The 24,898-nt window shown below is 53.2% G+C and carries 24 protein-coding genes; 11 read left to right on the plus strand and 13 right to left on the minus strand.

The genetic code is table 11. The features are described from left to right. Window positions 1-56 precede the first annotated feature (56 nt). Entirely contained in the window at window positions 57-908 is an 852-nt protein-coding gene (locus tag NQU17_14875; GenBank protein UUM11874.1) for an AIM24 family protein, read from the plus strand. Window positions 909-1,110: 202 nt separating this feature from the next. Next, window positions 1,111-2,457: a phosphoglucosamine mutase gene (glmM, locus tag NQU17_14880; protein ID UUM11875.1), complete on the plus strand. Its 1,347-nt coding sequence runs from the start codon at window positions 1,111-1,113 to the stop codon at window positions 2,455-2,457. Window positions 2,458-2,640: 183 nt separating this feature from the next. Here the strand turns inward: glmM and NQU17_14885 are convergent, their stop codons facing one another. Continuing rightward, window positions 2,641-3,588 (minus strand): hypothetical protein, encoded by a 948-nt coding sequence (locus NQU17_14885; GenBank protein UUM11876.1) that lies wholly within the window; start codon window positions 3,586-3,588, stop codon window positions 2,641-2,643. A gap of 531 nt (window positions 3,589-4,119) precedes the next feature. Here NQU17_14885 and NQU17_14890 point away from each other — a divergent pair. Further along, window positions 4,120-4,596: a hypothetical protein gene (locus tag NQU17_14890; GenBank protein UUM11877.1), complete on the plus strand. Its 477-nt coding sequence runs from the start codon at window positions 4,120-4,122 to the stop codon at window positions 4,594-4,596. 169 nt (window positions 4,597-4,765) lie between these two features. On the opposite strand, the gene NQU17_14895 is transcribed toward NQU17_14890, so the two are convergent. Further along, window positions 4,766-5,656 (minus strand): DMT family transporter, encoded by an 891-nt coding sequence (locus NQU17_14895; protein ID UUM11878.1) that lies wholly within the window; start codon window positions 5,654-5,656, stop codon window positions 4,766-4,768. Between the two features lie 200 nt (window positions 5,657-5,856). Between NQU17_14895 and NQU17_14900 the strand changes: the two genes are divergently transcribed. The 7 genes from NQU17_14900 (at window position 5,857) to NQU17_14930 (ending at window position 13,049) form a co-directional block, all read left to right on the plus strand. Further along, window positions 5,857-6,450 (plus strand): RNA polymerase sigma factor, encoded by a 594-nt coding sequence (locus NQU17_14900; protein ID UUM11879.1) that lies wholly within the window; start codon window positions 5,857-5,859, stop codon window positions 6,448-6,450. After that, window positions 6,447-7,316: a hypothetical protein gene (locus NQU17_14905; GenBank protein UUM11880.1), complete on the plus strand. Its 870-nt coding sequence runs from the start codon at window positions 6,447-6,449 to the stop codon at window positions 7,314-7,316. Before NQU17_14900 ends, NQU17_14905 begins: the two co-directional genes overlap by 4 nt. Before the next feature lie 111 nt (window positions 7,317-7,427). Continuing rightward, window positions 7,428-8,411 (plus strand): PepSY domain-containing protein, encoded by a 984-nt coding sequence (locus NQU17_14910; GenBank protein UUM11881.1) that lies wholly within the window; start codon window positions 7,428-7,430, stop codon window positions 8,409-8,411. A gap of 479 nt (window positions 8,412-8,890) precedes the next feature. Next, entirely contained in the window at window positions 8,891-10,027 is a 1,137-nt protein-coding gene (locus tag NQU17_14915) for an ABC transporter substrate-binding protein (protein ID UUM11882.1), read from the plus strand. A gap of 76 nt (window positions 10,028-10,103) precedes the next feature. Then, window positions 10,104-10,937, plus strand: coding sequence for an ABC transporter permease (locus NQU17_14920; protein ID UUM11883.1), 834 nt, complete (start codon window positions 10,104-10,106; stop codon window positions 10,935-10,937). A gap of 157 nt (window positions 10,938-11,094) precedes the next feature. Continuing rightward, complete coding sequence (locus tag NQU17_14925; protein UUM11884.1) at window positions 11,095-11,901, plus strand: ABC transporter ATP-binding protein; 807 nt, start codon at window positions 11,095-11,097, stop codon at window positions 11,899-11,901. Continuing rightward, window positions 11,898-13,049 (plus strand): double-cubane-cluster-containing anaerobic reductase, encoded by a 1,152-nt coding sequence (locus NQU17_14930; GenBank protein ID UUM11885.1) that lies wholly within the window; start codon window positions 11,898-11,900, stop codon window positions 13,047-13,049. Before NQU17_14925 ends, NQU17_14930 begins: the two co-directional genes overlap by 4 nt. Window positions 13,050-13,202: 153 nt before the next feature. Here the strand turns inward: NQU17_14930 and NQU17_14935 are convergent, their stop codons facing one another. The 4 genes from NQU17_14935 to NQU17_14950 all read right to left on the minus strand — a co-directional run bounded on the left by NQU17_14935 (window position 13,203) and on the right by NQU17_14950 (window position 16,225). Continuing rightward, window positions 13,203-13,703, minus strand: a complete 501-nt coding sequence (locus NQU17_14935) for a DUF2812 domain-containing protein (GenBank protein ID UUM11886.1) — start codon at window positions 13,701-13,703, stop codon at window positions 13,203-13,205. Continuing rightward, a complete protein-coding gene (locus NQU17_14940; protein ID UUM11887.1) occupies window positions 13,678-14,004 on the minus strand; it encodes a PadR family transcriptional regulator in 327 nt (108 codons plus the stop codon). The genes NQU17_14935 and NQU17_14940 overlap by 26 nt, the downstream gene beginning before the upstream one ends. A gap of 625 nt (window positions 14,005-14,629) precedes the next feature. Then, the gene (locus NQU17_14945) at window positions 14,630-15,094 is read right to left on the minus strand and encodes a redoxin domain-containing protein (protein UUM11888.1); all 465 of its coding nucleotides are present in this window, start codon (window positions 15,092-15,094) and stop codon (window positions 14,630-14,632) included. A gap of 276 nt (window positions 15,095-15,370) precedes the next feature. Next, window positions 15,371-16,225 (minus strand): nitroreductase, encoded by an 855-nt coding sequence (locus NQU17_14950; GenBank protein ID UUM11889.1) that lies wholly within the window; start codon window positions 16,223-16,225, stop codon window positions 15,371-15,373. A gap of 380 nt (window positions 16,226-16,605) precedes the next feature. Here NQU17_14950 and NQU17_14955 point away from each other — a divergent pair, with 380 nt between their 5' ends. After that, window positions 16,606-17,025 (plus strand): DNA starvation/stationary phase protection protein, encoded by a 420-nt coding sequence (locus NQU17_14955; GenBank protein ID UUM11890.1) that lies wholly within the window; start codon window positions 16,606-16,608, stop codon window positions 17,023-17,025. Window positions 17,026-17,121: 96 nt separating this feature from the next. Here NQU17_14955 and ccsB read toward each other — a convergent pair whose 3' ends face one another. The 7 genes from ccsB to NQU17_14990 form a co-directional block, all read right to left on the minus strand. After that, window positions 17,122-17,970 carry a c-type cytochrome biogenesis protein CcsB gene (gene ccsB / locus NQU17_14960; GenBank protein UUM11891.1) on the minus strand — a complete coding sequence of 283 codons (849 nt, stop codon included), beginning with the start codon at window positions 17,968-17,970 and terminating at the stop codon, window positions 17,122-17,124. Beyond that, a complete protein-coding gene (locus NQU17_14965) occupies window positions 17,967-19,256 on the minus strand; it encodes a cytochrome c biogenesis protein ResB (protein ID UUM11892.1) in 1,290 nt (429 codons plus the stop codon). Before NQU17_14965 ends, ccsB begins: the two co-directional genes overlap by 4 nt. 59 nt (window positions 19,257-19,315) lie before the next feature. After that, entirely contained in the window at window positions 19,316-20,485 is a 1,170-nt protein-coding gene (locus NQU17_14970) for an ammonia-forming cytochrome c nitrite reductase subunit c552 (GenBank protein UUM11893.1), read from the minus strand. A 499-nt stretch (window positions 20,486-20,984) separates the two neighbouring features. Further along, the gene (locus NQU17_14975; protein ID UUM11894.1) at window positions 20,985-22,379 is read right to left on the minus strand and encodes a deoxyribodipyrimidine photo-lyase; all 1,395 of its coding nucleotides are present in this window, start codon (window positions 22,377-22,379) and stop codon (window positions 20,985-20,987) included. A gap of 9 nt (window positions 22,380-22,388) precedes the next feature. Beyond that, a complete protein-coding gene (locus NQU17_14980; protein ID UUM11895.1) occupies window positions 22,389-23,072 on the minus strand; it encodes an ABC transporter ATP-binding protein in 684 nt (227 codons plus the stop codon). Next, window positions 23,065-24,222, minus strand: coding sequence for an ABC transporter permease (locus tag NQU17_14985; GenBank protein ID UUM11896.1), 1,158 nt, complete (start codon window positions 24,220-24,222; stop codon window positions 23,065-23,067). Before NQU17_14985 ends, NQU17_14980 begins: the two co-directional genes overlap by 8 nt. Further along, entirely contained in the window at window positions 24,206-24,865 is a 660-nt protein-coding gene (locus NQU17_14990; protein ID UUM11897.1) for a cobalamin B12-binding domain-containing protein, read from the minus strand. Before NQU17_14990 ends, NQU17_14985 begins: the two co-directional genes overlap by 17 nt. Window positions 24,866-24,898 lie beyond the last annotated feature (33 nt).

The raw sequence follows: 24,898 nt of genomic DNA on the forward strand, positions 1-24,898 counted from the left end.
TGGAATCAATGGGCTGTCCGATCCGGGCTGCCTGACTAGATCAGAGGAGGAACGGCATGAAAACCAATATCAATATTTCCAACGCCCTGACCCTGTTGTCTGAAATGGAGAGTTCATCCGCTAAATTCCAAATTCTGGAGTATGATGACCTGCAGGGGTCTTCGGATTTGTCCAGCGCGTTTATGCTTAGCTATATGCGCAGTGCCAACATAAAATTGCGGCAGGTGAAAATCTCCCTGCATGATTCGTCGGTGTTTGTGGAGAGCGGCGCGCTGTCCTTTATGCGGGGCAACCTGGATGCCTCCTCCAATGTGGGCGGTCCGGGCGGCCTGGTCAAAAAGTTCATCAGCTCGACGCTGACCGGAGAGCATGTCATCAAGCCGCTCTTTTCAGGCACCGGAGAAGTGCTTCTGGAACCTTCCTTCAACCACTATGTGCTGCTTTCCCTGGAGGAAGGCGAGGAAGTCATTGTAGATGACCGGATGTTCTTTGCGGCGGAGGGAACCGTGACATTGGGTGCCAAAGCCATCCGCAGCATTTCCGGAGCCGTTCTGGGCCGGGAGACTCTCTTCCAGACCAGCCTGAAGGGCCCGGGCATCGCGGTTTTGGAAGTGCCCGTACCGGAACAGGAGATCTTCAAGTACAAGCTCAATAATGATACGCTGAAAGTCGATGGCAATATTGCCTTCCTGCGCAGCGGAACCATTGATTTTACCGTGGAGCGCTCCACCAGCACCCTGGTGGGAACCGCCGTGGCCGGAGAAGGCTTCCTGCACGTGTATCGGGGTACCGGCGAAGTCTGGCTGATGCAGACCAAGCAGGTCTATGATCAGATCCGGGAGCTGGACAATCCCTTCTTCCGCCGCCGCGAAACCGAAGGCATGCTGGAAACCCAGGATAAGAACTGATCCGCTGATCTGAGACTGGATTAGCCGGCATCATTCAGATTCCCTGCCGTCAGGACGCTGGATTAGCCGTGAAACAAGTGGCCGGCCACAAAGCGGATCCTTGGAAGAAGCGGAAAAATGACAGGTCAAACTGAAGTATAGGATTCTCGTTGGCTTTAGGGTAAAATGAGAATATTAGTTTATAAAACACGAGGTAGTGAAAATGACAAGAATATTTGGAACGGACGGTGTCCGCGGCATCGCGAACGAGGAGCTGACCCCGGAGCTGGCGTTTCAGCTGGGTAAGGCCGGCGCCTTTGTCCTGACGGAGGGCGCGCATAAGCCGACCATCCTGGTGGGCAAGGATACCCGGATTTCCGGAGACATGCTGGAAGCTGCCATGATGGCAGGGATCCTGTCGGCGGGTGCCAATGTGATCCCGGTCGGCGTGATTCCGACTCCGGCCATCGCTTATCTGACCAGAAAGTATAAGGCGGATGCCGGGGTAATGATCTCTGCGTCCCATAATCCGGTAGAATTCAACGGCATTAAGTTTTTTGACCAGAACGGACTCAAGCTCAGTGACCGCATTGAGGATCAGATTCAGGCAATCATCGAAAACAAGCTCGAGGGTACGCCTGCCCCGACCGGGGGCGGACTTGGCCGGATCATCCACGAAACCTCAGCCGAGGCTGAATACGTGGAATTCGCCGCCGGCACGCTGGAGAATGATCTGCGCGGCCTGAGAGTTGCAGTGGACTGCGCCAACGGCGCGGCTTCCCGGGTAGCGGTCAGCGCGCTGCGCAAGCTGGGTGCCGAAGTCTATGTAATCAACGACAATCCGGACGGTCTGAATATCAACAAGGACTGCGGCTCGACCCACATGGATGAGCTTAAGCACTACGTCGTGGAGAAAAACTGCGATCTGGGCCTGGCCTTCGACGGCGATGCCGACCGCTGCCTGGCGGTGGATGAAGCCGGACGCATCGTCAACGGCGATTTCATCATGCTGATCTGCGCGCTGGATCTGAAACGCCGCGGCAAACTCCATGACGATACCCTGGTGGTCACGGTCATGAGCAACCTGGGACTGAAGCTGGCCTGTGAAGCCCACGGCGTAAAAATCGAGCAGACCAAGGTCGGTGACCGTTACGTCCTGGAGAACATGATCCGCAACCAGTATTCCCTGGGCGGCGAGCAATCCGGCCATGTCATTTTCCTGGAACACAACACCACCGGCGACGGTCTTGTCACCGGCCTGGCGCTGGCGTCCATCGTCCACGAGACGGGACAGAAGCTGTCCGAACTGGCCGGTGTCATGAAAGAGCTGCCCCAGGTGCTGGTCAATGTCCGGGTCCGGGCGGATAAGAAAACCATTCATGAATCGGACCCCCAGGTCATAGAGAAAATCAGGGAAATGGAAGCGGTCCTCCACGGACAGGGCCGGGTTCTGATTCGTCCTTCCGGAACCGAACCGCTGCTGCGGATTATGCTGGAAGGGGAGGACCAGTCCGAGATCGACCGCATGGCTCACGAGCTGGCGGACCTGATCAAGGCAAAGTGCAAATAAAGCGGTTCCCATCAGCTGGCAGCCGGTTACAAGAACCGGAGAGCAGCTTTCCGTACGGAGCGAATGAACTCAGTCGAACCAAAAAACTGAAGGAAACTTGAAAATGCCCTGGTGCCGACAATCCATCGGCACCAGGGCATTTTTTAGCGGAATGATCCGGAAGTGGTTTGAGGAGCAGCAGGATCAGCGAAGAATCGAAGCCCCCATGCGGCGATAGGTATGGCGGCGGCCCCGGATCGCCAGGGACAGAGCCATGATATTCTCCGGTGGGGCCATGCCGCCCGGTCCGGCGTCTCCGATGTGCTGGAGATCCGCTCCGGCCATTTTGGACATCAGCGCGATCTGTTCGATGACCTGAGGACCGGCTCCCTCCTGGGAGGTTCCGATGCCGGTCATGGCGAGGCCGCCGCGTTGATGAATCAGTCGGATCAGGTCGGTAACCACGCTGAGCGTGAACCCCGGGACCGTTCCCGGCGCCGGCAGGAGCAGAATGTCAGCCCCGGCCTCAAGATAGGATTCGACAAAGGTGTCCGTGAGGACGGAATCGGTTCCGGCGCAGTGCATTTTTCCGGCGACGATTACCATTTGCTCCCCGAGGATCGAGCGGGCCTGACGGATGCCTTCAAGGATCTGTCGTTCAGTCACGCCCGTTCCCGGATTGCCTGTGATCACCAGGCAGTCAAAGCCCTGGTCCCGGATATACTCCAGATTGGACTGGTTCAGGGCATGACCCGAAGGAACGTCGGATCCGGGTGGAACCGGTTCCAGATTCAGTCCCAGCGGACGCCCGATCAGCCGGCGCAGGGAGCGGATATAGTCGGGATTCTGTCGGTTCAACAGCGTCTGGCGGGCAATGTGGCTGGCATAATCTTCCAGACTCGAGAGCGTAGCATTGCCGTCATCCAGCCCAAACACAAAGGGGCGTTCACAATGAAAGCGGTTGAGCAGGATCAAATCGGCTCCGAATGCCCCCGCCAGTTCGGGATTGGAAACTCCGTCCGTCAGCGGCTGAGACATAACCAGCGTTTCTGCCACCACGGTACGGCCTTCCGATGTCCGAATCAGCCCAAGCAGCGCTGCCTTATCCAAACTCTCCAGATCAGACCCATTAAGATCGAAGATTCGTTTCATGATTTCTCCTTTTACCCGGCCCTTCCGGTGAGTCGACGGGTATGGCGTAGGGACTGCCCCCATCACCTGTTACCTCAATTATAGCTGACGATTGGACCCAAAGGTGCGCAGCTGCCGGAGTTTCCTTCGGGATCTTATCGGGTACAAAACAACACCGGAAGCTGATCCTCCGATCTGTCTGGATGAGTCCGGCAGCATTGATGAGTCCCTCCGCGTGGATGAATCTGTCGATCGTAATTCAGGTCAGGATCGATGAGTTCATTCTTTTTGACTCCTCGAAATCAAAAGATAATCGGGTCTCCCTGCATTCCCATGCAGCGAGACGGTTTTTCAGCCGAGACTGCAGCTGAATGGGCTGAAAAATCATAATTCAGAGACGGAATCCATTTCCGACTAATTAAGCCGGAGCTGCATTTTTCCTTGGAAAATATGCAATTCATAATTAAACGTTAACTATCTGTATCTTTTATGTGAACAAGCTTATAATATAGTCAAAGCAAGCAATATCAAGGGTTGAAAGAAGGTGAGACCATGGCCATTGAATCTGCGATCGGGATACAGCTGGTTCCAGCGGATGAAAAAATGAAAGACAACTTAATCCAGGAACTGTCACTGCGGCAGGGATCCGATCAGATCACCCGGATCGAGCAAACGCTTCAGGAAGCCGATGCCCAGATCTTTCTGGTCTATGATCCGCGTTTCACCACTGTTCTGGGATATGCCGCCGTACGAACCTATGAACGAATCGATCGGGCCAAAGAAATCATTCTCTGGCTGGAGGAAACAGCCTGCGGAGCAGAATACTTTCTGGAAACTTTGCGTGATCTGATCCGGTGGATTGGCCGGGGCGGCAAAACCGAGCAGGTCGTTCTGCGCATTGAAGACAACAAGTCGGTACTGATTCAGTCAGCCAAGTCCATTGGCTTTGTCGTGGAAGGGATCTATATCAGCAATCAGTTTCTCAAAGGGGAGTTCAGTTTTTACTCGGTTTATACCTGTCACCTGTGAATCGCTGCCGGGAATCAACGGCCGACGGATCAAACGCCCATTCAGTACCCGGAATGAACCTATACGAAATACATAGCAAGAAGAGACCGTAAACCAGGGGTTTACGGTCTCTTCTTTGACTGCGGCGAACCAGGGGGCTTCCTTCCGCAAATCGGAGGTTCCATGCTCATTACACCAGAAACAGGATGGCGACGCCGAGGACACCGACCAGGGCTCCGATGATTTCGTTAAGTTTGATCTTTTCCTTGAGAATAAAGACCGAGATGGGAATGATCAGAATGGGCGTCAGTCCCATCAGAGTGGAGGCAATGGCAGTCGACGTGTGCTTGACGGCCATGAGGGAGAGAGAAACGCCCAGTACCGGACCGAAGATCGAGCCGATGGTGATTCGTCCCATGACATGGCGCAGGCGCAGTGTCTGAAAGAAGGCTTCCCATTTCTTGTAGAGGGTCAGAACGATGATGAACCCGAGGATTCCGGCGAAGATTCGTACCTGGGTGGCAACAAAGGGATTGAGGTCGCGGACACCCATTTTGGAAAAAATCAGGCCCAGCGCCTGGCCGACGGCTCCGAGAAACGCGAAGATCAGTCCTTTCCAGGAATGTTTCACCACGAGTTTTTTGCCTTGGTCGCCTCGTCCCAGAATGACGATGGCGATGCCAAGTACCGTGACCAGCATGCCGATGACCTGCATGAGTCCGAGGGTTTCGCCCAGGAACAAGTAGCTCAGGATGGCGGTCAGAGGGGGTGCCAGCGCCATGATCAGCATGGAGATGCGGGCGCCGATTTCGATGAAGGCCTGGAACAGGAACACATCCCCCAGAACAAAGCCGATCAGCCCGGAAATAAACAGAATGCCAAAGCTTTGCGGGGTCATGTTAATGTTTTGGTATCCCCCGGTAATGATCAGGTTGATGACTGAAATGATCACAAAAGACAAAACCAGCCGCATCAGATTCAATACCAGGGATCCCACCCGCTTGCCGGCATATTCAAACGAGAGCGAGGACCCTACCCAACAGGCCGCGGTCAGAAGCGCGGCGATTTCACCGATATACATGTTGTACCATCCTTGAAGAATCAATATGCTTTATCCTATCATATTTCCTGCGGCTGCATTTCACCGGCCGTACAGTTTTTTCGTCATATCAGACAGTTTTTGCACGAAGAACGTCCGGTCAGGTGACACCACAAGGAATTTTTGCTACAGTGCAATAAAATGATGAACTCATGCGTTATCCGTTCAGAAGGAGTTATGCCATGCTTTTGTTTACTTTTGTTCTGGCCCCGGAGCCAGTCCGGATCCAAAGGGATCCTCCCATTGATATCGATGAAGATCTGTTCCGGCGGATCGGGCAGAATGACATGGGCGCGCTGGATCAGCTGTATCACCAGACCGAGCGGACCCTGTACGCCTTCAATGTGTCGCTGACCAGAGATCATGATGCTGCGGTGGAACTGCTGCAGGATACCTATCTGAAGGTTATGTCGGCGGCGCATCTCTACCAGCCTATGGGGAAACCCCTGGCCTGGCTGTTTACGATTGCCAAGAACCTGTATTACAGTAAATACCGCAAAGAGAGCCGGGTGATTCAGCTCGAGCCCGAGCTGATTGCCAATGATCAGCGCTTCTCCTATGTCACGGATGCCGAAGACAAGCTTGTCCTGGAAACGGTTCTGAAGCGGCTGACGGAGGAAGAGCGGGAAATCGTGATGCTGCATGCAGTATCCGGCATGAAGCATCAGGAAATTGCCGACAGTCTGGGACTGAAGCTGTCGACAACACTGTCCAAATATCGCCGGGCACTGGAAAAACTGAGAACTTATCTGGAGGAGAAGGGGGTCAGATCATGACGGAAAAAGAAATACTCAAACGACTTAAAGAGACGGTTGATCAAGCTCCGATCAATGTCCTGGATGAGCTCCGGCAGCGTCCGGTAGAAAAAATGACAGCACATGATGACATCACAAGGCAAGTCCGCAAAGGATCCGCTTTGAAGCGGCTGATTCCGTTCACACTGGCTTCCGCCGCGATGATCGGACTGATCTTTCAGTGGCAGAGCCAGTATGTCTGGGCAGACAGTCAGGTATACTATGACATCAATCCCAGCATTGTGGTAACTACTAATAAAATGGAACAGGTTATCCGAATGGAAGGCATCAATCCGGATGCCGCGCAAATTGTCCAAGGCATTGAATATCGGGGGAAATCCCTGGAGGAAGTGACGGGCGAGCTGATGGATCAGCTGCTGGAAAAAAAATATCTGACGCAGACCGAGAAATATATTTTGCTGTCCGTATACAACCGCCGGGAAGGCGTGGCCAGGGAGCAGAAGCAGAAGCTGGATCAGCTCATCCATCAGCATCTGCAGGGTAAGCAGATCAAGCCGGTTGTTCTGGTTCAGGAGATCCAATCACTGGATGAGGAGATCCTGGATGAACTCGATGATTCAGAAGGCAAGGCTACCTTGATCCGCAAGCTGATCGAGCAGGCGCCAAAGCTGCAGCCCGGGGTACTGAAGGACATGTCGGTCCATGATCTGGTCAAGATGGCGAAAGCACTTAATGTGGATCTTCATCAACTGTTTGAAAGTCAGGATTTTGACGAAATCGATGATGATGACCTGTATGACGACGATGATGACGACAACGACGACAACGACGATGACGACGACGACGACAATGACCACAACGACGACGACGATGACAATGAGGATTAGAAAAAAGATGGGGACTCAGCGGTAAGAAAAAAAGTTTTGGATCTGATGCAATAAAATGAGATGCTCCGGAGTTAACCAGGTAACAAATCAAATACCTGGGAGGGATATCTAATGAATAAGATACTTAAGAAGCTAATGATGATGACGCCGATCCTGCTGCTGGCAGCTCTGGTTGCAGGTTTCCTGCCGGATGTTCTGACACTGGCAAGTTCCAAGGATAAGCTGTCGGTGATTCCGGAGCTGACGATCACTCAGACATCTGATGTTGTACGGAGTGCCGGATCAGAAGCAGCGGTTGCGGCAAAGACCCGTCTGAGCAGAGAGCAGGTCCGCGAAATTGCACTGGCGAGGTATAGCGGCACCATCACTGAGCTGGAGCTGGACGATTCGAAATGGTATGAGGTTGAAATTCTTTTTGATGGAAAAGAATTCGAATTAAAGATTGATGCCTATACCGGAGACGTGCTTCGAGTCGAATCCAAAAAAGTGACGGCAACAAAGCCGGCAGTCAGCATTGCTAATGATAAGACTGAAGCGGCAGCAAAGCAGCGGATCACACGGGAGGAAGCCCGCCAGATCGCTTTGGCAAAAGTGAATGGAACCATTGTGGAAATGGAACTGGACGATCACCGCTATGAAGTCGAAATTCGCGCCGATGGCAAGGAATATGATCTTGAAATCAACATCTACACGGGACAAATCGAGAAATTCACCGAATCGAAAATGGTCGTTCAGAAAGCTTCCGCACCAGCAAAGCCTCAGGTGACGGAAACGCGCAGCAGAATAACCAGGGACGAAGCCCGAAAGATTGCTTTGAACCGAATCAGCGGAACAGTAACCGAACTGGAGCTGGATGACAATCACTATGAAGTCGAGATTCAGGCCAATGGGAATGAGTATGACATTACGATCAATGCCTATACTGGAAAAATCATCGAAGTGGATGTCGATCGGATTACCTATGATGATGACCATGACGACGACCATGACGATGATGATGACCATGACGATGACGATGATGACCATGACGATGATGACCATGACGATGACGATGATGACCATGACGATGACGATGATGACCGTCAGGATGACTAATCAAAAGAGTTGATAATAACCACAGAGTAAAAACCGCCGGATTCGGCGGTTTTTATTCTGTCTGGAGTATAGTTCGATTGTGCGAGCTAAGAGCCATGACCTAAGAGCCATAAGCGTCATGAGCCATAAGCGTCATGAGCCATGAGCGTCATGAGCCATGAGAAGGAAGAGGCCTGAGACGAAGAACCCCAATGAATAACAGAAGTCAGAGTTCTGAAGGGAAATAGTATCTTTGGCGTTGTAATTACGCCCGTTTGTGAAATGTTAAAATGGGGAAGTATTAAAAATTAATCAGGATCAGTTATTAAAGAAGAATGGTTAATAATAATTGCGCATATTGAATATATTGTTAAATATTGTATCATGATAAGTCAATTCAGAAAAGATAGAAAATTTTATATAATTGACTTAATTGTGAGGTGCGTGATAATATGTGACCGTACTAAACATATTTTTAACAAAATGAGAGAGGGATAGAGATGAAAAAGAGAAATCTATTACTGACCATTGGACTTGCGTCAACGCTGCTGCTGAGCGCCTGCGGCACCAAAGCTGCACCAGCCGGAAATACCGAAGCGGGGCAGACGACTGCAGCTGTGAAGAAAGAGGTTCCGACTCTGAATGTAGGCTGGAGCAATGAACTGCATACCGGAAACATGCATTTGAATTTTCTGAAGCCTGAGTTGTTTGCGGATCGCGCAATCCACTTAAAGCCATTGAACGACAAGCAGCTTGAATTAATCAAAGACGGTGAAGTGATTGCAAATATTAATTTTATCCACTCCAAAGGCGCTGCCGAAAGTGTCACGATGATGTCACAGGGTCATATGGATCTGGCCTACTGCTCGAGCACAGCCATCATGACCGCCTATGATTCCGGCGTCGATGTCAGTGTTCTGTGTCCCATTCAAAGCGGCGGAGTTGCCATCGTAGCGGCTGCCAATGCACCCTACAATACGTTTGAAGAATTGGTTGAATATGCTAAAACAAGCGAGAAGCCGATTCGCGGCGGATATCACTCGGCCATCAGCAGCCCTCGGATTGTATTGGAATACGCACTTCGGGATGCCGGCTTGAAGGTAACAGAAAATACCGCAGACTATGAAGCAGATGTTGTTCTGACTGACTTGAAGGGCATCAGCAACCTGATTCCGTCCATGAGCTCCGGTCAGGTGGAGATCTGGGCAGGTCCGGTACCCAATCCGCAAAATGCCGAGGCTCAGAACATCGGAAAAATCATCGCCCGTCTGGATCAGCTGCCGGAAGGCAAATGGGTCGATTTCCCATGCTGCACCATGAATGTCATGAATTCGGTCAAGACCAAATATCCTGAGGTCGTAGCCGCTATGGTACAGGTAACCAAGGATGTGAGTGAGTATGCCCAGACGCATCGGGAAGAAACCGCTGACCTGATGACAGAATTCATCGGCCTGGACAAGGCAGTTCTGATGAAGAACGACACGACGTATCAAACGGCCATTACGGAGCATTTCACCAATGGCATGCATACCTACTATGAGGCCATGTCGGAGATCGGCAAGTTTACCGGCCGGCTGAAGGATCAGCCCATGGATGTCGTCATGAAGAGCGTGTTCGATTTCTCTTTTGTAAAATAAATGGTCCGTCTGGCAATCCGATGAAAGGAGACGGTGCTTTCCGAGAAATCCGAAAGCACCTTTAATACGCATGAAGATGAAAAAGATCCGCCTGAATGTCCTGTCACTTATTTTTCCGGTGATCTTCCTGGCAGGATGGGAACTGTCTGCCCGAAGCATCGGGAATCAGGCCATCCTGCCGACGGTCGGCACCGTATTTCATAATTTTGCCAATGCCTTTGATAATTTCATCGGAATTGGCAGTATCCCCAAAAATATTGCATACAGCATGGTTCGAGTATTCATCGGCTATCTGCTGGGTGCGCTGATCGCGCTGCCCCTGGGGTTGCTCATGGGCTATTTCAAACCAGTGCGGGATCTGTTTGAAAACTTTATTACTCTGTTCAAGCCAATTCCGTCCATTGCCTGGATGCCGCTGGTCCTGGGCTGGTTTGGAATCAGCAGTCTGGCTGGAATTTTCCGGATTCCCTACGGAGCGACCTATGCTTTGCTTGATAACTTTAAGCTCTCCATGATCTTTCTGATCGCCCTGGGGTCTTTCTTCCCGATCTGGGGGAATGCCATGTTTGGCGTCAGCAATGTCCGGACGGTGCTGGTCGAGAGCGCCCGCGTGCTCGGCGCATCACAGAAGGATATTTTCTTTCATGTCCTGATGCCGGCGGCAGGTCCCACCATTTTGAACGGCCTGCGTATGGGGCTGACCTCTGCCTGGGTCTGTCTGGTGGCAGCCGAAATGCTTCCGGGAAGCATGAGCGGGGTAGGCTATCTGATCACGCATGCCTATGAACTGGCGCGAATGGACCTGGTAATTACCGGAATCATCTGCATCGGGGCGATTGGGGCTTTTCTGGATCTGGTGTTTCGAGTCATTATGAAACGGTACTTTTCCTGGGAAAACAGAGTTCGCTAAGAGCAACCGGCTGCAACACGGCCAGCCTCAGGGTGAAGAATCCGGATCAGAATATTGATTAATCTTGAAGGGAGACAGGCTGAAGAAGGCGTGCCGCCCCTGGCAGCGGAATTGATTCCGTCCGGGGGTCAAGGCAGAGCGCTTGAGCCGAACGTATATGAAAACTGTCATTGCTTTGGATCATATTCATAAAACATACCAGTCCCGGGGGGACGTCAAATCCCTTGAGGTTTTGAAGGACATTCAGCTGGACATTCGGGAGAATGAATTTGTCTGCCTGGTAGGTCCTTCGGGGTGCGGAAAATCCACCCTGCTGCGCATTATGGCCGGTCTGGAACCTGCCACCAGCGGCAGTGTTTATTATCGCGATCAACCCTACCAGAAACCCGGACGGAATATTGGAATGGTATTCCAGAACTACTCGCTCATGCCCTGGTTGAATGTGGAAGACAACATCGGGCTGGGCCTTGCGTTCCAGCGGACCGATAAAGCCCGAAAGAAAGCCATTGTCGAGGAGTACCTGGAAATGGTCGGACTGAACAAGTTTCGCGCCGCCTATCCCCATGAACTGTCCGGCGGCATGCAGCAGCGGGTAGCCATCGCCCGGTCACTGGCCAATGATCCGGATGTTCTGCTGATGGATGAACCCTTCGGCGCGCTGGACGCCTATACCCGGATTCAACTGCAGAAAGAGCTGCTGAACCTTTGGGAAACTCACCGCAAGACCATTGTGTTTGTGACGCACAGTGTGGATGAAGCAGTCTATCTGGCCGACCGGATCATCCTGATGAGCCGGCGTCAGGGATTCATCGAACGGGATCTGACGGTTGATATTCCCAGGCCGCGGAATCGGTCACTGGCGGAGTTTGCCCGGTTAAATCAGCAGCTGCTGTCGGATCTGGAACGATTCAACGAACATTTGGAACCTGAGGGAAGCGAGATCGAAAGGGGAGCGCAGCTATGAATGAGAACTTGACCCCCCTCCCGGTCAACTTTGAGGAGTATGATGAGAAAAGAAAACAGGCCTTTTTAACCGCCAAGGAATTTAAGGAGAGGGGAGGAAGAATCGCCGGGTGTCTTTGCACCTATACGCCACTGGAGATTCTTGATGCCGCTGGTTTCAGCCCCATCAGCCTGTGCGGAACCAGCAATGAAACCATTCCGGCGGCGGAAACGGTTCTTCCGAAGAATTTGTGCCCCCTGATTAAGTCAACTTATGGGTTTGCGGTTGCCGACAAGTGCCCCTTTACCTATTTTTCTGACCTGATCATCGGCGAGACCACCTGTGACGGCAAGAAAAAAATGTATGAACTGCTGAACGCCATCAAACCCACTTATGTTCTGCATCTCCCTCAGGGGCAGGATCGCCCGTACGCCCGCAAGATCTGGCGCGAGGAGATTGACCGACTGGCCGGATACCTCGAACAAACCTTTGGGGTGCAGATCACCGACGAGAAGCTGAGGGAAGCATCTCGTGTCAGAAATGAGCTGCGCCGGACAAAATGTGCCCTGTTTGACCTCCAGCAGTCCCATCCACCCGCTCTGTCCGGGGTGGAAATGATGGTCACCCTGCATTCCGGAGGGTTCAGCTTTCACCCGGCAGAATACACCAGCCGGATGAAGGCGCTGATTCAGGAACGGCTCGATCAGACGTCATCGGCGGTGCCAAAGGCATCCCGGCGCATTCTGCTGACCGGCTGTCCCACTGGCGGATTAATCCAAAAGGTTGGGGAACTGGTCGAGAGAAACGGAGGGGTCATCGTGTGTCTGGATGACTGTTCCGGGGAGCGGACGAATCGCCAGCTGATTGATGAATCAGCTCAGGATATTCGCCAGGCCATCGCCGACCATTATCTGGATGTGCACTGCTCCGTCATGACGCCCAATACCCAGCGGATGGACAATACGCTGGAAATGGTAAAAAAATACCAGGCTGACGGCGTCATCGATGTCATTCTCCAGGCCTGCCATACCTTCAATATCGAATCCTACTCGATGGAGCAGGCAATGAAGCGGAGCGGAATTCCGTTTATGAAGATCGAGACGGACTACTCCACCCAGGATACCGGTCAGCTCGAGACACGAGTCGCGGCGTTCCTTGAAATGCTCTAACGATCAAACAACGACTAAATGCTGGATTTTACGAACAGTTTCAAGCGAGTAAATACAGCAAAAAGCCTGCCATCGCGGCAGGCTTTTTGCTTCAGGTGGATGAAATAGAGGAACGGAAGGATCAGACATCGGCCCTTGCCGGGGCGGGGAAGCCTATAAGGCAGACTTGATCTGATTGATCTTATGCTGAGACAGCACGGTCTGAACCCAGAAAACGATGCTGATCAGGCCAAGCAGCAAGCCAGGAATCAGTGGGAACTGAGTGCGTCCGGCAGACATCAGGTTGGAAACGGTGATGGCTGTTTCCGCCAGTGCCAGAATGAAAAACAGGTTCCGAATTCTGGTGTAGTGGCTGATTTTGCTTTGCGGGTCGGTATAGAGTTCAAAAGAACCCCGTTTGCGGAAGATTGTCCATACCCCCCAGGTTTGAACGACTTCGCCGCCGGAATCCTGAATCAGTTCAAACAGATCCCGCAGTTCCGCTGCGGATTTGTCGTTGGTCAGATCAATGCGGTAAGTATATTCGCCTTTTTCACAGGGGCGAAAGCGGTAGAAGCCGAGAATAAACCGCTCCATGCACCACCCCTGATTGGCCATTGAGTTCAGGAAGACCTCTTCTTTATCCTTATCATAGTAGAGTCTGAATTTGACCATGTTGCATCAGCACCTTCTTTCCATTTTTAAGCAATTCTTCCAATCGTTCCATTTCCTGTAGCAGGATGGCTTCTCCCATCAGCGTCAGAACATATTCCTTCTTTTTCCGGGATTCTTCCTCTTCCCGGACCAGACGAATCCATTGCTTTTCCAGCAAGGTGTTCAATGCGCCGTACAGTGTTCCTGCTCCCAGGATGACCCGCCCGGCAGTCATTTCTTCTACCAGCTGCATGATGCCGTAACCATGATTCGGTCTTGCCAGTGCCAGCAGAATATAATAGGTGGATTCGGTCAGCGGCATTCCATCACTCTCCTCTCGATATATCGTCAAGCGATGTATCATCTGATTTCAATATATCGCATGGCGATATATCTGTCAATCTGTTTTTTTTGCATTTCCAGGAGTGGAGTTTCGAGGAACCTGTGATCGAGCCAGGGTGCTTCATTCAGCCTGACGGCTGGGTCCCGGTCATCAGTTGGAGGTCCGCACGTCCAGGTTTCATGGACGGCGACCGGATAGCTCAGGGCTGAATTTTTTCTCCGAAAGACTTGCGGCGGTCCTCCAGTGTCTTCAAGCGATTTCAGTTGTCATCAGTTGTCATCAGTTGTCATAAGGTGTCTTCAAGTGTCTTCAGGTGTCTTCAAGGGATAAGGGGTCAGCAATTGTTCCAATGAAAAAAAGCAGAGAAGCTCTCTGCTCGTTGATCAGATCCTGATCGTATTATAAGCTTGATTGGTTTGGCATCATCAGGCTCGGGGTTTGGAATCAGGCGGTCAGGGTATTACCTGTTCTTGCGCCAGGATGTTGAGCGGGAATCCTCTTTGCCGTAGGTCGGTAATCACATGGTGTTGATTTTTTAGTAGACTCGCTATCACATCTTTTTCTGTGATAACAATAGTCACGATTTCCAATTCACAGCGCACACTTAAGTCAGCTGATCGATGAGGGCCAGAATTTCGGCGTTGTCCGGAATATCCTGCATGGAATGACCATAGTGGACAAAGCGCAGCTGGCCCTGTTTGTCGATGATCATCTGAGCTGGCATTCTGCCTAATTTGAATAAATTGACCTTTTGCCCGTACAGTTTCAGAACCTGCTGAGTGGGGTCGGGCAGGCCGACAAAGCCAAGCTGGTTCTTTTCAAAGTATTCCCGGAATTTATCCTGTGATTCCGGCCCAATGGTAACAACAACGGTATCCCGTGAGGTAAACTGACCCAGATCTTGATGCAACTGCATCATATGCCGCTGGCAGAACGGTCAGACAAACCCGCGGTTGAGTACGATCAGAACATTGTTTTTTCCCTGAAGCGCTGACAGTCTGAACAAATTTCCCTGATAGTCTGTCAGTTCAAAGTCCGGGGCGGGGCGGTTGATTTCAACACTCGCCATTTATTTCATCTCCTGTCTGGTTGGATTGTGACTGAACCAATCGCTGAAATAGGCAGCCGATTGATGGACCGATTGTTGGCAGCTCCTCAATTGCCTCTTCGGCCAAATCTTAGCTGTTTCCTCGGGTGCTTGTTCCGCAGATTTCTGGACTGCTCTTCGGTTGGTTCAGTCGACGGATTCATTAATTAATTGTATCATACAACGAATAAACCGCGAGCGGCAGCAGCCGGATTTCAAAAAATACCACGAAATGTCATGAACGGATCCAAGACTGGACTAATTAGCCTCATCTCGGTCAGGCCGCCAGCTAAACCGGTAAATCATGGGATCCGGACAGGGAAGGTCGGGTGGTGAGAGCGTGATCGTTCCAGGCAGGCCGAGCTCAAGAGCCGAGCAATGGAAGTGGGCGGCGGCAATTCCCAGATCAACTTCCTGAATGTCATAAGGGAAAGCGGCGCTGTATCCGACAGCTTTTGACTCATAGAAATGGAATGTAGTTTCATGGAGCAATACTCGCCAGGGCTGCTTATTGGAAGCGGATGGTCCCAAGCGAACCATCTCCAGGGGAACGGAATATGCTCCCGCTGCTTCTTTCGTCAGCGGTGTCTGGAAGTTGTCCTGAAAAAACAGCTGTTCCCAGGGTTTGCGCTGATCTGCCTGGATGACTTTCCGCATCGCCCGTTCCTTCAGGTGTTTTTTCGCTGCGGCATACCCATAAGGGGTAATAATGGGAAAGGATTCTCCGGGGGCAATGGCCATGGCCTGAGCAAAGCCTTTTCGGTCAAACGTTCCGCCCAGCCAGCAGGTTCCAAGACCAAGATGAGTCAGGTAGAGAATCGCCAGTTCCATTTCATAGCCCAGAGCCAGCATGGCATGGGGCCCCTCGGTCAAAGTCGCTCCGAGATAATGCCGGGCTCCCTGGATCACTCCATAGGTACCCAGTTTTTCTCCCTCGGAGGAGGCGGTCAGATCCAGAAAGTGAAACTGAATGGGATGGTGGAAGGGATTGTCCAGGGATTGCACAAAGTCCCGGAGGGCATGGTGTTTCTCAGCCTCGACCACTTGGTCGGAATAGTTGCGGACACTGGTGCGCTGCCGGATCGCATCGATGGCGGGAAATGACGGATTCATGGGATCTCTCCTTTTTCAGTAGAATGTGGATTTGGATGCAGTCGGTCCATGGCTGGAGCCCCGGGCAACCGAAGAAGGGGTGTCCTCAAGTTGGATCAATGACAGGACTTTAAGCCAGATGACAGCTGCGCGGGATCCTGATGGGAAGTAGTTTGTCCTCATTATACACGAACCAATCGGGAAATGCCCGAGGATCTGAAAGGGGTAGGAAATCGCCCCATATCAAGGGTTTTTGCAATTGTAAATGAAATGTTCCGAGAAGTTTACCATTCATTAATTGCTTTAAAAATAGAATCAGTCTAAAATAGAGTTGTAGGAAAAAACAGGCGCATAGCCTGAAAATGGAATCAAACCATTCAATCAACCATCGGAGGTATGAAATGAGAAAAACGTATTTAGCTAATTTAATGGTCGGAAATGTCATGCTGCACAACCTGCACTGGAATGTAGAAGGAAAGGCGTTCAAGCAGATTCATGAATATCTGGAATTCCTGTACGACGACGCATTCGCGAAATATGACGAAGTGGCAGAGCGCATGAAGATGGACGGCAAGATGCCAACCGCTTCAATCAAGGAATACATGGCCGATACGGACATGAAGGAACTGGAAGTTCGGGCCTATTCCATTGAAGAAGCTCTTAAGGAAGCCAAGAACTACCTGGAGCATATGAGAGAGCTGGCTCTGAAGATCCGGTCCGAGGCAGATGAAAAGGATGAATTTGCCTGGGTGAACCTGATGGAAGATCATGTAGCCGGATATGACAAGCAAATCTGGTTCATGAACCAGTCTCTGGTATAAATTCCGCAACCTGAATCAATAGAACGCAACGCGCCTCCGGCAGATTTTCTGCCGGAGGCGCGTTGCGTTGCAGGGCGGTTTGAGCGGAACGAAGGATTACAGGATGGTGGACACTGCCCCGGCGTAGCTGTGGATGCTGGGCAGCAGGGTGTTGACTCCGATGTAGGTGAACAGCACGCAGAGAAAGCCGATGAGGGCGAACCAGGCGGCTTTTTTGCCGCGCCAGCCTTTGACTACGCGCATGTGCAGGTATATGGAGTAGATAATCCAGGTGATGAAGGACCAGGTTTCCTTGGGATCCCAGGCCCAGTAGCGAGCCCAGGCCTTCTGAGCCCAGATTGCGCCGGTGATCATGACCAGAGTGAGGAACAGATAGCCAAAGGCCACCGCCCGATAACTGATCAAGTCAAGCATCTCCAGATTGGGCACATGCTTTGCGATGAAGTCATCCTCTTTCATTCGGCCCCGGATCAGGTACATGGCGGAAATGCCGAAGGCAACCCCGAACGCGCCGTAGCTGATGACGGCGGTGGCGACATGAAATACGAGCCAGGCGCTTTGCAGCGCCGGCATCAGGGGGCGCACATCCTTGTTCTGCATGGCGGCATAGCCGATCACGATGATGACCACCGGGGCAACAAAAGCTCCCATGGCCTTAAAGTGGAAGCGACGCTCGAAGATCAGGAATAAGAGGGCGATGCCCCAGGCGAAACTGGTGGCAAACTCATACTGATTCGACAGGGGAACTCGGCCGGCTCCCAAGCCCCGGGCTGCCAGTGCCAGACTATGGCAGGCGAATGCGGCCCACAGGGCTCGGGTGGCCCAAAGTCCGGCGCCTTCTCTCTTTCCGACCAGGAACACGAAGAACAGGACCATGCCCAGGACATAGAGTGAAAACGCTCCGTAGAACAGGATATTTTCCATTTCAAGCAGCGGCAGCATCATACGTTGGTTCCTCCCGATGGGTTGATCTTGAGCCTGCGGTCAAGCTCTTCATAAAACAGAGCCTGATTGCGGCGGGTGGTCGCGGTGATCCAGGATGCTCCGGAGTTCTCGGTGACTCCGTAAAATTCCTGGGGGATCCAGTAAAAGCTCAGAAAAATGCCGGCCAGCAGGAGGAGACCGCCTGCCAGGACTCCGGGGATCCCGGGATCTGAGACAGCCTGAAGCACGGTGAAGAGCCGGGGGGATTCCAGATGGAAGGTGTAATTCAGAAAGCGCAGGGGAGTTCCCGGCACGGCGAGATCCATCTGAACCTGCTGTCCCTTGTGATAGATGGCATAGAGGATTCGGGGGTTTTGAGGGAACGGGCTCCTCGTGTACGGGTGACCCTCCCGCAGGATAAAATCAGGATAAAAGTCCATAAACTGAAGCACAATGTCTTCCCCGTCCTGGGCATACGCCTCGGACTGGAACAGGGTCCGATGGGAGAGTTCCTGTCCGTCTTTTTCCAGCCGGGCAGCCAGTGCCCAGCCGGTTCCGGACTGGAACAGGTCAAACCCGGGACCGGTCATCGGCTGGTTGACCTGAAGCACACCCTGCCGGACGATCTGGCCGGCTGAGTCGAGAATCGCGGCGTCGGTCAGGTACTGGTGGACGGAATAATCCTCGCGGTAGAGGATGTCAAAGTCATCAAACCGAACGGTATAGCCCGTCTCCAGGACCGGTGCGGAGGAACCGGGAATTCCGTAGACCATGGTCTCAAACCCGAACCATTTGCCAAAGACATAGAAGATGATGATCAGCAGAATGCCGACATGGGTTAGCCAGGAGGCAAGCCAGCCGATGTTATGACGTCTGGCCCGGAACAGGCCGTCAGCGGACTTTTGAACTGTAAACCCCGTCAGGCGGAAGGCTTCTTCCATGGACAGATTGTCGGGCAGGCTGCGGCGGTATTCCGGCGGGTGGGCCCGGATCTGATCGGCACTGCGCCAGCTTTTCATCCGATGCAGCAGGCTGGGCAGGCTGCGCAGGCTGCAGAACGTCAGGTTCAGAGCCAGCAGAGCCACCAGCAGGACAAACCACCAGGAGGTGAACACCCGGTCCAGATGGAAGATCCGGATCAGACCGGTCCAGGCGGGATAGGCTGACCTGTAGTAACTTTCCGGCCGGCCCTGGGGCAGCACCGTGCCGGTGATGGAGAAAAGCGCCAGGAAAGACAGCAGAATCATGCCGAATTTCATGGAGGAAACCAGGCGGGTCAGTTTGCGAAAAACGGGATGCAGTTTCAAGGGAACCTCCTAATTAAGAAGGGGCTCCTTACAATCGGAGCCCCGGACGATGCGGCAGATCATTTGAGCAGTGCCAGGGCTTCCTCTGTCACTGTGGCAGCTTGATCCAGCAGGCGTTTGGACAAGGCGTTGTTGTGGAAGCCTTCGCTGTTCTCAACAAAGACAAAATCCCAATACCATTGAGCCTGGCGGTGTTTCTCCCGGGCCTGGGTCAGGGTTGCTTCGGGTTTGCCGGCTTTCGTGGCGGCATCCAGTTCATTGATCAGGATGACAATCCGTTCTGCCGTTGCGTTCATCTGAGTTTCCACTCCGCCCTGCAGCGTTTCGACTTTTTGCTTCAGGCTGTCTGCCGTATCGTCTTTGTGGCAGGGCAGGCAGGAGGCTTCGATGGTTTTAAGCGGGCTGGTCCAGTGATGCGAGGGAAATACCGAGCCGTCGGCCTTCTTTGCGTCCGGCATGTGGCAGTCGGTACAGCTTAATCCCATCTTGTCATGGAGGCTGTCCTGGAAGGTTTCCCATTCCGGATGCTGGACTTTCACCAGCGGCGTTCCGCTGCGCGGGTGTACCCAGTCCGAGTATTTGGCCTGGTCATAGTAAGCCAGCATTGCCTCCGGTGTCTGGCCGTTCACGCTGGGCATGACCACCGCCTTGTTTTCCGGTTCCAGATAGTATTCCACATGGCATTGAGCACAGGCCAGTTCCGCCGGCTTGAATTCCTTGTTGATTCCCTTGAGTGCGACATTGAGATGTTCCCGGGTCACGTGGAGTGTACCGGGCTCGTTCTTGTGACAGTCATAGCAGCTGATGGTCTCCATTTCCGCTTTGGCAACATCCTCGAACTTCATGGCATTGCCCTTGACCCCATTTTCCTCCAGATGTTTCAGAAAATCACTGGTTTTGCAGGACAGGCAGCTGGCTCCCGGCTTGGGCCGTTCGGTGCCCATGACATCCTCCAGAGCGTAGACATGTCCTCTGGCCCGGAGATATTCGATGCTGAAGCCGTACCCCTCATACAGGGTCTTCAGGTAAGGATACTTTTCCAGATAATCCACCTGGATCGATCCGCCGTAGGTCGTCGCTTCCATTTCCTTATTTTCCAGGTAGGAAGCATGGATGTCCGGATGCTTTGATTCCCAGTCCTTGGCCGACAGATATTCCGTTTTCGCGGTACAGCCGGTGCCAGTCAAAAGGGCGGAGATCAACAGCAAGGGCAGTAAGGCGCGTTTCATTGCATTCCCTCCTCAAACAGCGTTCAGACAATGATAATGATCCCATTATTTGATAATAGTCTATCATAAAAACGTTATCATCCCCATAATAAACCGGCAATTATCGACCAACCTTCGCAAATATAGAGGTTTGATAATCTAAGCTCCAGTTCTTTACCAATCCTTTGAGAAGGATTGAATGGGAAATGACAAAAGCCCCCGTGATTTCCTGGTTTTGCCGGAGGACTTCACGGGGGATTTCACGGGGGATTAAAATGGGGGTGTCGCTCCTGGAATCAAGAAGAATAAGGAAGAAGTGACTGCTTTGTTCTGATGAGTCCGGAGGAAAGCAGTGTCTCGCGGGGCAGGCAGTGAATCCTGGGAACGTTCATTGGTTTGCGGGGCTATTCTATGGAACGGATTTAAGTGCCGGGGCCGGAATCAATGAGGAGCTTTCATTCCGGTCGGCCGGGGTCCGTCCGATGGCGCCGTGGCCGGCCTGGTCCCAGTGTTACATCGCCTAAGGCCGGGATCGATCCGGTTCGCGCAGGCGGGACTGGATAGCCTCTATTTGCCGGACATAGTCGCCAATGCGGAACTTGCGCTCCAACCCTTTGTCGTTCATGTAGCGGACTTTGCCGAAGATGGGGCGTTCCGACCAGGCCCGGTCGTGCTTGCCGAAGCACCAGGCAATGCCAGCGTAGCCGTTGGGATCCCGGCCGTCCAGGCTGTATTTGTTGTTGAGCAGTACCAGCCGGTGGTAGGCCTGGGCCGGGGAAGGCGACCATTCCAGGACTTTTTTGCCCCAATACATTCGAAGATAGCCGCTCATTTTGCCGGTCAGGGTCATTTCCAGCTGGGCTGCATTCCAGTAGGGATCGTGGGTTTTGGCCTGCTCCAGCTCTTCCAGCGAGTAGAGGACGGGGCGGGGATCCAGGGCATGCTGGTCCAGGGTGAGGCGGGCAAAGGAGCCGATGGCATCATAGGTATCGTAATGGGGATTGTAGCGGACAAAGTTCATGGAGAGCTCGCGCCGGACGATGAGTTCATCGAGAAAGGAGCGCTTATCTTCCGAGTGCAGGGTGGTCAATGCCAGGTAGATCTCCAGGGGGGATATCTGGCCAAAGTGCAGGTAGGGCGACAAGTTGGACGTTTGGTGTCGGGCGGGATCGTTGCGCAGCTCGGCATAGCCGTCGAGGCGCTGTTCGATGAATTCCTCCAAGAGACGGGAAGCTTCGCGCTCGCCGCCGGAGTAGAACAGAGACACTGCAGGTACGCTCTCATCCACCCGGAGGTTTTTGAACAGAGAGCGGATGGATTCAGGGGTTGCCCGCCAGGGCTCCAGGTGAGCCGGCAAGGCCTGAGTCTGAAGGGCTGTCTCATCCAGCGACAAACCATACTCGGGCAGGAGCCGTTCGATTTTGCGCCGGATGGTGGCCGCGGCGTATTCTTCCTTGGCCGAGACGGTCTCCACCGGAACCACCACATTGGTCTCCACCTGAATCATGGCACAGGAAACAGACTGGGCGGCGGTTTCCCGCCAGGCGACTTCATGCTTCTGGTAACCGCGGTCGGTGACGAGCAGGGCGGCCTGACCGGACCAGTCAATGGCCGCCTGTTCCGGCGAGGCCGCTCGGATCAGGAAAGGAATGGAGCGTCTGGCCAGCGCGTCGGCTATGTCCAAAAGTCCCTCTTCCATAAAGGTGTAATGGCGCCGGTTCGCCTCGGGATACGCATCGGTCAGGCCGAAACCGGTGACCAGCGGAAGCCCCAGCCGGTTGGCCTCGCGAATGGCGAATTCCAGGGCGTGATTCCAGCGGGTCCGCTGGGAGGCCTGCATCCAGTACAGGACGTAGTTGCCGTCGGATCGAATGACCTGGTCATTCAGCGGTTGAATCCGGGTGTCATGAATCATGGCTGCCTCCTACACGTCCAGGGCAATCCGTCCGTCCCTGATTTCAATGATCCGGTCGGCTTTTTCGGCGATGCGCCGGTCATGGGTGATGATGACAAAAGTGGTGTCAAGCTTTGCGTTGATTTCACGCAGGAGCTCGTAGATGGTTTCGGTGGTATCGGAATCCAGATTACCGGTGGGTTCATCGGCCAGAATAATCTTGGGCTGGTTCATCAGAGCCCGGGCAATGGCGGTACGCTGCTGCTGCCCGCCGGACATTTTGGTGGCCAGGTTGTCCTTGACCTTGCTCAGTCCCACCAGATCCATGATGTCATGAGCCCGGGCCAGATCGGCCGGCGGAACTTTTCCGCTGCGGATGCGGTAGGGCATCAGCACATTCTCCATGGCGGTAAACTCAGGAAGCAGGTAGTGAAACTGGAAAATGAAGCCCAGGGTTTCATTTCGCAGCACGGCCAGTTCCTTTTTTTTCATCTGGTCGGTCCGGCGGCCGTTGATATAGACTTCGCCGGTGCTGGGCTGATCCAGGGTGCCGACAATGTTGAGCAGGGTGCTCTTGCCGCTGCAGGACTGGCCGATGATGGAGGTAAAGGAGCCTTGCGCGATGTTCAGATCCAAATCGTGCAGCACGTGGGTCTGATATTGACCAGAACCGTATATTTTGTTGATTTTTTTCAGTTCGATGACATTAGGCATTGCGGATCACCTCGATTGGATTGAGCTGGGAGGACTTGCGCGCCGGAATGAGGGCGGCGAGGGTGGAGACCAGAACGGCAAAGCCGGCTGACAGGGCAATGAAGCGGGGATCGATGAAGAGGGGGACGACCGGGGTGCCGTCGGGATTGACCGCGAACCGGGTAAAGGCATAAGCCAGTCCCAGACCAAGGAGGATGCCCAGGATGGCGCCGGCCAGACCCAGCATCAGTCCCTGGAACAGGAAGATCCGGCTGGCGGATCCGTCTTGTATGCCCATGGCTTTTAAAATGCCGATCTGACGGGATTTCTGGACAACGGTTATGGCCAGTACGCTGGCGATGCCCAGCAGGACGGAGATCATGACAAAGACCTGGATCATGAGGCTGGATACGCTCTGGCCGTTCAAGCCGGACAGGAGCGAGGCATTCTGATCCTTCCAGTTCTCGGTCTCAATGGTTTCCCTCTGATTCTTCTGGATGGACTGAGCGATGGTATCCGCCGCAAACACATCCTCCACCTGCATTTCGATGCCGGTGAGCCGGTCGCCATAATCAAACAGGTTCTGGGCGGTGGCCAGTGTGGTCAGTACCCAGGATTTGTTCAGGCTGGAAACCCCCAGGTCAAACAGTCCGGTAATCTTCATCGTGGACTTTTCAGGAGATCCCACCAGGACTTCAACGGTATCGCCGATGGCCAGGCCGGTTTCCTTCGCCAGGTCCAGTCCGATCATGACTTCGTCCCCCTGGACTGGAAGAGAGCCTTCTTTCAGGCTGGAAGCGATCTGATAGATGCCGTCGGCTTGTTCGAAGGACAGCCCGCGCACGAGCACGCTGTAGTTTTCTTCGTCAATGGTAAAGAGCGCGGGACCGTCGGCTGCCGGGGAGACATGCTTGACTCCGGGATAATTGACAGCGACATCATCCAGAATGGGCTGGTAGTTTTCGATCAGCTTGTCGTCGGTATTGGAGGCCAGCGTAACCTGGGGCTGGCGGCCGATGGTCGTATCCACCAGGTCAATCTGGAGTCCCTGAATCAGGGATCCGATAAAGATCTGAACCGATACGCCAATGGCGATGCCCAGCGCGATGAGCAGGGTCTGACCTTTGCTCGACTTTAAGAAGCGCAGCGCGATGCTAAACGCGAGACTCATGGCTGACACCTCCTTCCAGGTCTTTCAGGTCATTCAGGGAATGCACGAAGCGATCCGCTTTCAGGACTTCAGCCCGTTCGCCCAGCTTCTCAATGGCATTGCCGCCCACAATGATGCGCACACCCGGTGATTTGGACCGAATGCCTTCAATGATGTTGCGGGCAGATACCAGATGGTAGGGATTGGAAATGCTGATCGCCACATAGTCGATGGGCAGGGTGGCCAGTCCGGCTTCAAACACCCGCAGGGGGGTGTTGCCGCCGACAAAGATCGTTTCATAGCCGTGAATGGTCAGGATATCCGCGGCCATTCGAGCGCCTATATCGTGATATTCCTCAGGCGGGCAGAGCACGGCAACGGTTTTCCCCTTGGGCGTCGAAACCGCGGCGCGCTCCCTGGCGACATAGGGCAGCAGATTTTCGATGACGGATTTAATGATTGATGTTCGTACATGTTCTTTCCAGATGTCCATATTGATATCTCCGGAGGGAACCATGCTGTTCAGGGCCGGGGTGAGCAGCTCTTCATGAATTTCCTGAACGGACAGATTGTCCTGATCCATCAGGTCCAGAATGAAGCGCAGCGCTTCCAGGCGATCCTCGGTCTCCAGGATGCGGAGGAGATCATTCAAATAACGATTCATTAGTACACCTCTTTTTTTATGATAATGAGCGGT

Source organism: Clostridiaceae bacterium HFYG-1003, from assembly GCA_024579835.1.
GTDB lineage: Bacteria > Bacillota > Clostridia > Clostridiales > Clostridiaceae > JG1575.

Excerpts from the sequence above, each read along its gene's own strand:
- NQU17_14875 (UUM11874.1), top strand. The coding sequence starts at position 57 with ATGAAAACCAATATCAATATTTCCAACGCCCTGACCCTGTTGTCTGAA.
- glmM (UUM11875.1), top strand. The coding sequence starts at position 1,111 with ATGACAAGAATATTTGGAACGGACGGTGTCCGCGGCATCGCGAACGAG.
- NQU17_14885 (UUM11876.1), bottom strand. The coding sequence starts at position 3,588 with ATGAAACGAATCTTCGATCTTAATGGGTCTGATCTGGAGAGTTTGGAT.
- NQU17_14890 (UUM11877.1), top strand. The coding sequence starts at position 4,120 with ATGGCCATTGAATCTGCGATCGGGATACAGCTGGTTCCAGCGGATGAA.
- NQU17_14895 (UUM11878.1), bottom strand. The coding sequence starts at position 5,656 with ATGTATATCGGTGAAATCGCCGCGCTTCTGACCGCGGCCTGTTGGGTA.
- NQU17_14900 (UUM11879.1), top strand. The coding sequence starts at position 5,857 with ATGCTTTTGTTTACTTTTGTTCTGGCCCCGGAGCCAGTCCGGATCCAA.
- NQU17_14905 (UUM11880.1), top strand. The coding sequence starts at position 6,447 with ATGACGGAAAAAGAAATACTCAAACGACTTAAAGAGACGGTTGATCAA.
- NQU17_14910 (UUM11881.1), top strand. The coding sequence starts at position 7,428 with ATGAATAAGATACTTAAGAAGCTAATGATGATGACGCCGATCCTGCTG.
- NQU17_14915 (UUM11882.1), top strand. The coding sequence starts at position 8,891 with ATGAAAAAGAGAAATCTATTACTGACCATTGGACTTGCGTCAACGCTG.
- NQU17_14920 (UUM11883.1), top strand. The coding sequence starts at position 10,104 with ATGAAAAAGATCCGCCTGAATGTCCTGTCACTTATTTTTCCGGTGATC.
- NQU17_14925 (UUM11884.1), top strand. The coding sequence starts at position 11,095 with ATGAAAACTGTCATTGCTTTGGATCATATTCATAAAACATACCAGTCC.
- NQU17_14930 (UUM11885.1), top strand. The coding sequence starts at position 11,898 with ATGAATGAGAACTTGACCCCCCTCCCGGTCAACTTTGAGGAGTATGAT.
- NQU17_14935 (UUM11886.1), bottom strand. The coding sequence starts at position 13,703 with ATGGTCAAATTCAGACTCTACTATGATAAGGATAAAGAAGAGGTCTTC.
- NQU17_14940 (UUM11887.1), bottom strand. The coding sequence starts at position 14,004 with ATGCCGCTGACCGAATCCACCTATTATATTCTGCTGGCACTGGCAAGA.
- NQU17_14950 (UUM11889.1), bottom strand. The coding sequence starts at position 16,225 with ATGAATCCGTCATTTCCCGCCATCGATGCGATCCGGCAGCGCACCAGT.
- NQU17_14955 (UUM11890.1), top strand. The coding sequence starts at position 16,606 with ATGAGAAAAACGTATTTAGCTAATTTAATGGTCGGAAATGTCATGCTG.
- ccsB (UUM11891.1), bottom strand. The coding sequence starts at position 17,970 with ATGATGCTGCCGCTGCTTGAAATGGAAAATATCCTGTTCTACGGAGCG.
- NQU17_14970 (UUM11893.1), bottom strand. The coding sequence starts at position 20,485 with ATGAAACGCGCCTTACTGCCCTTGCTGTTGATCTCCGCCCTTTTGACT.
- NQU17_14975 (UUM11894.1), bottom strand. The coding sequence starts at position 22,379 with ATGATTCATGACACCCGGATTCAACCGCTGAATGACCAGGTCATTCGA.
- NQU17_14980 (UUM11895.1), bottom strand. The coding sequence starts at position 23,072 with ATGCCTAATGTCATCGAACTGAAAAAAATCAACAAAATATACGGTTCT.
- NQU17_14985 (UUM11896.1), bottom strand. The coding sequence starts at position 24,222 with ATGAGTCTCGCGTTTAGCATCGCGCTGCGCTTCTTAAAGTCGAGCAAA.
- NQU17_14990 (UUM11897.1), bottom strand. The coding sequence starts at position 24,865 with ATGAATCGTTATTTGAATGATCTCCTCCGCATCCTGGAGACCGAGGAT.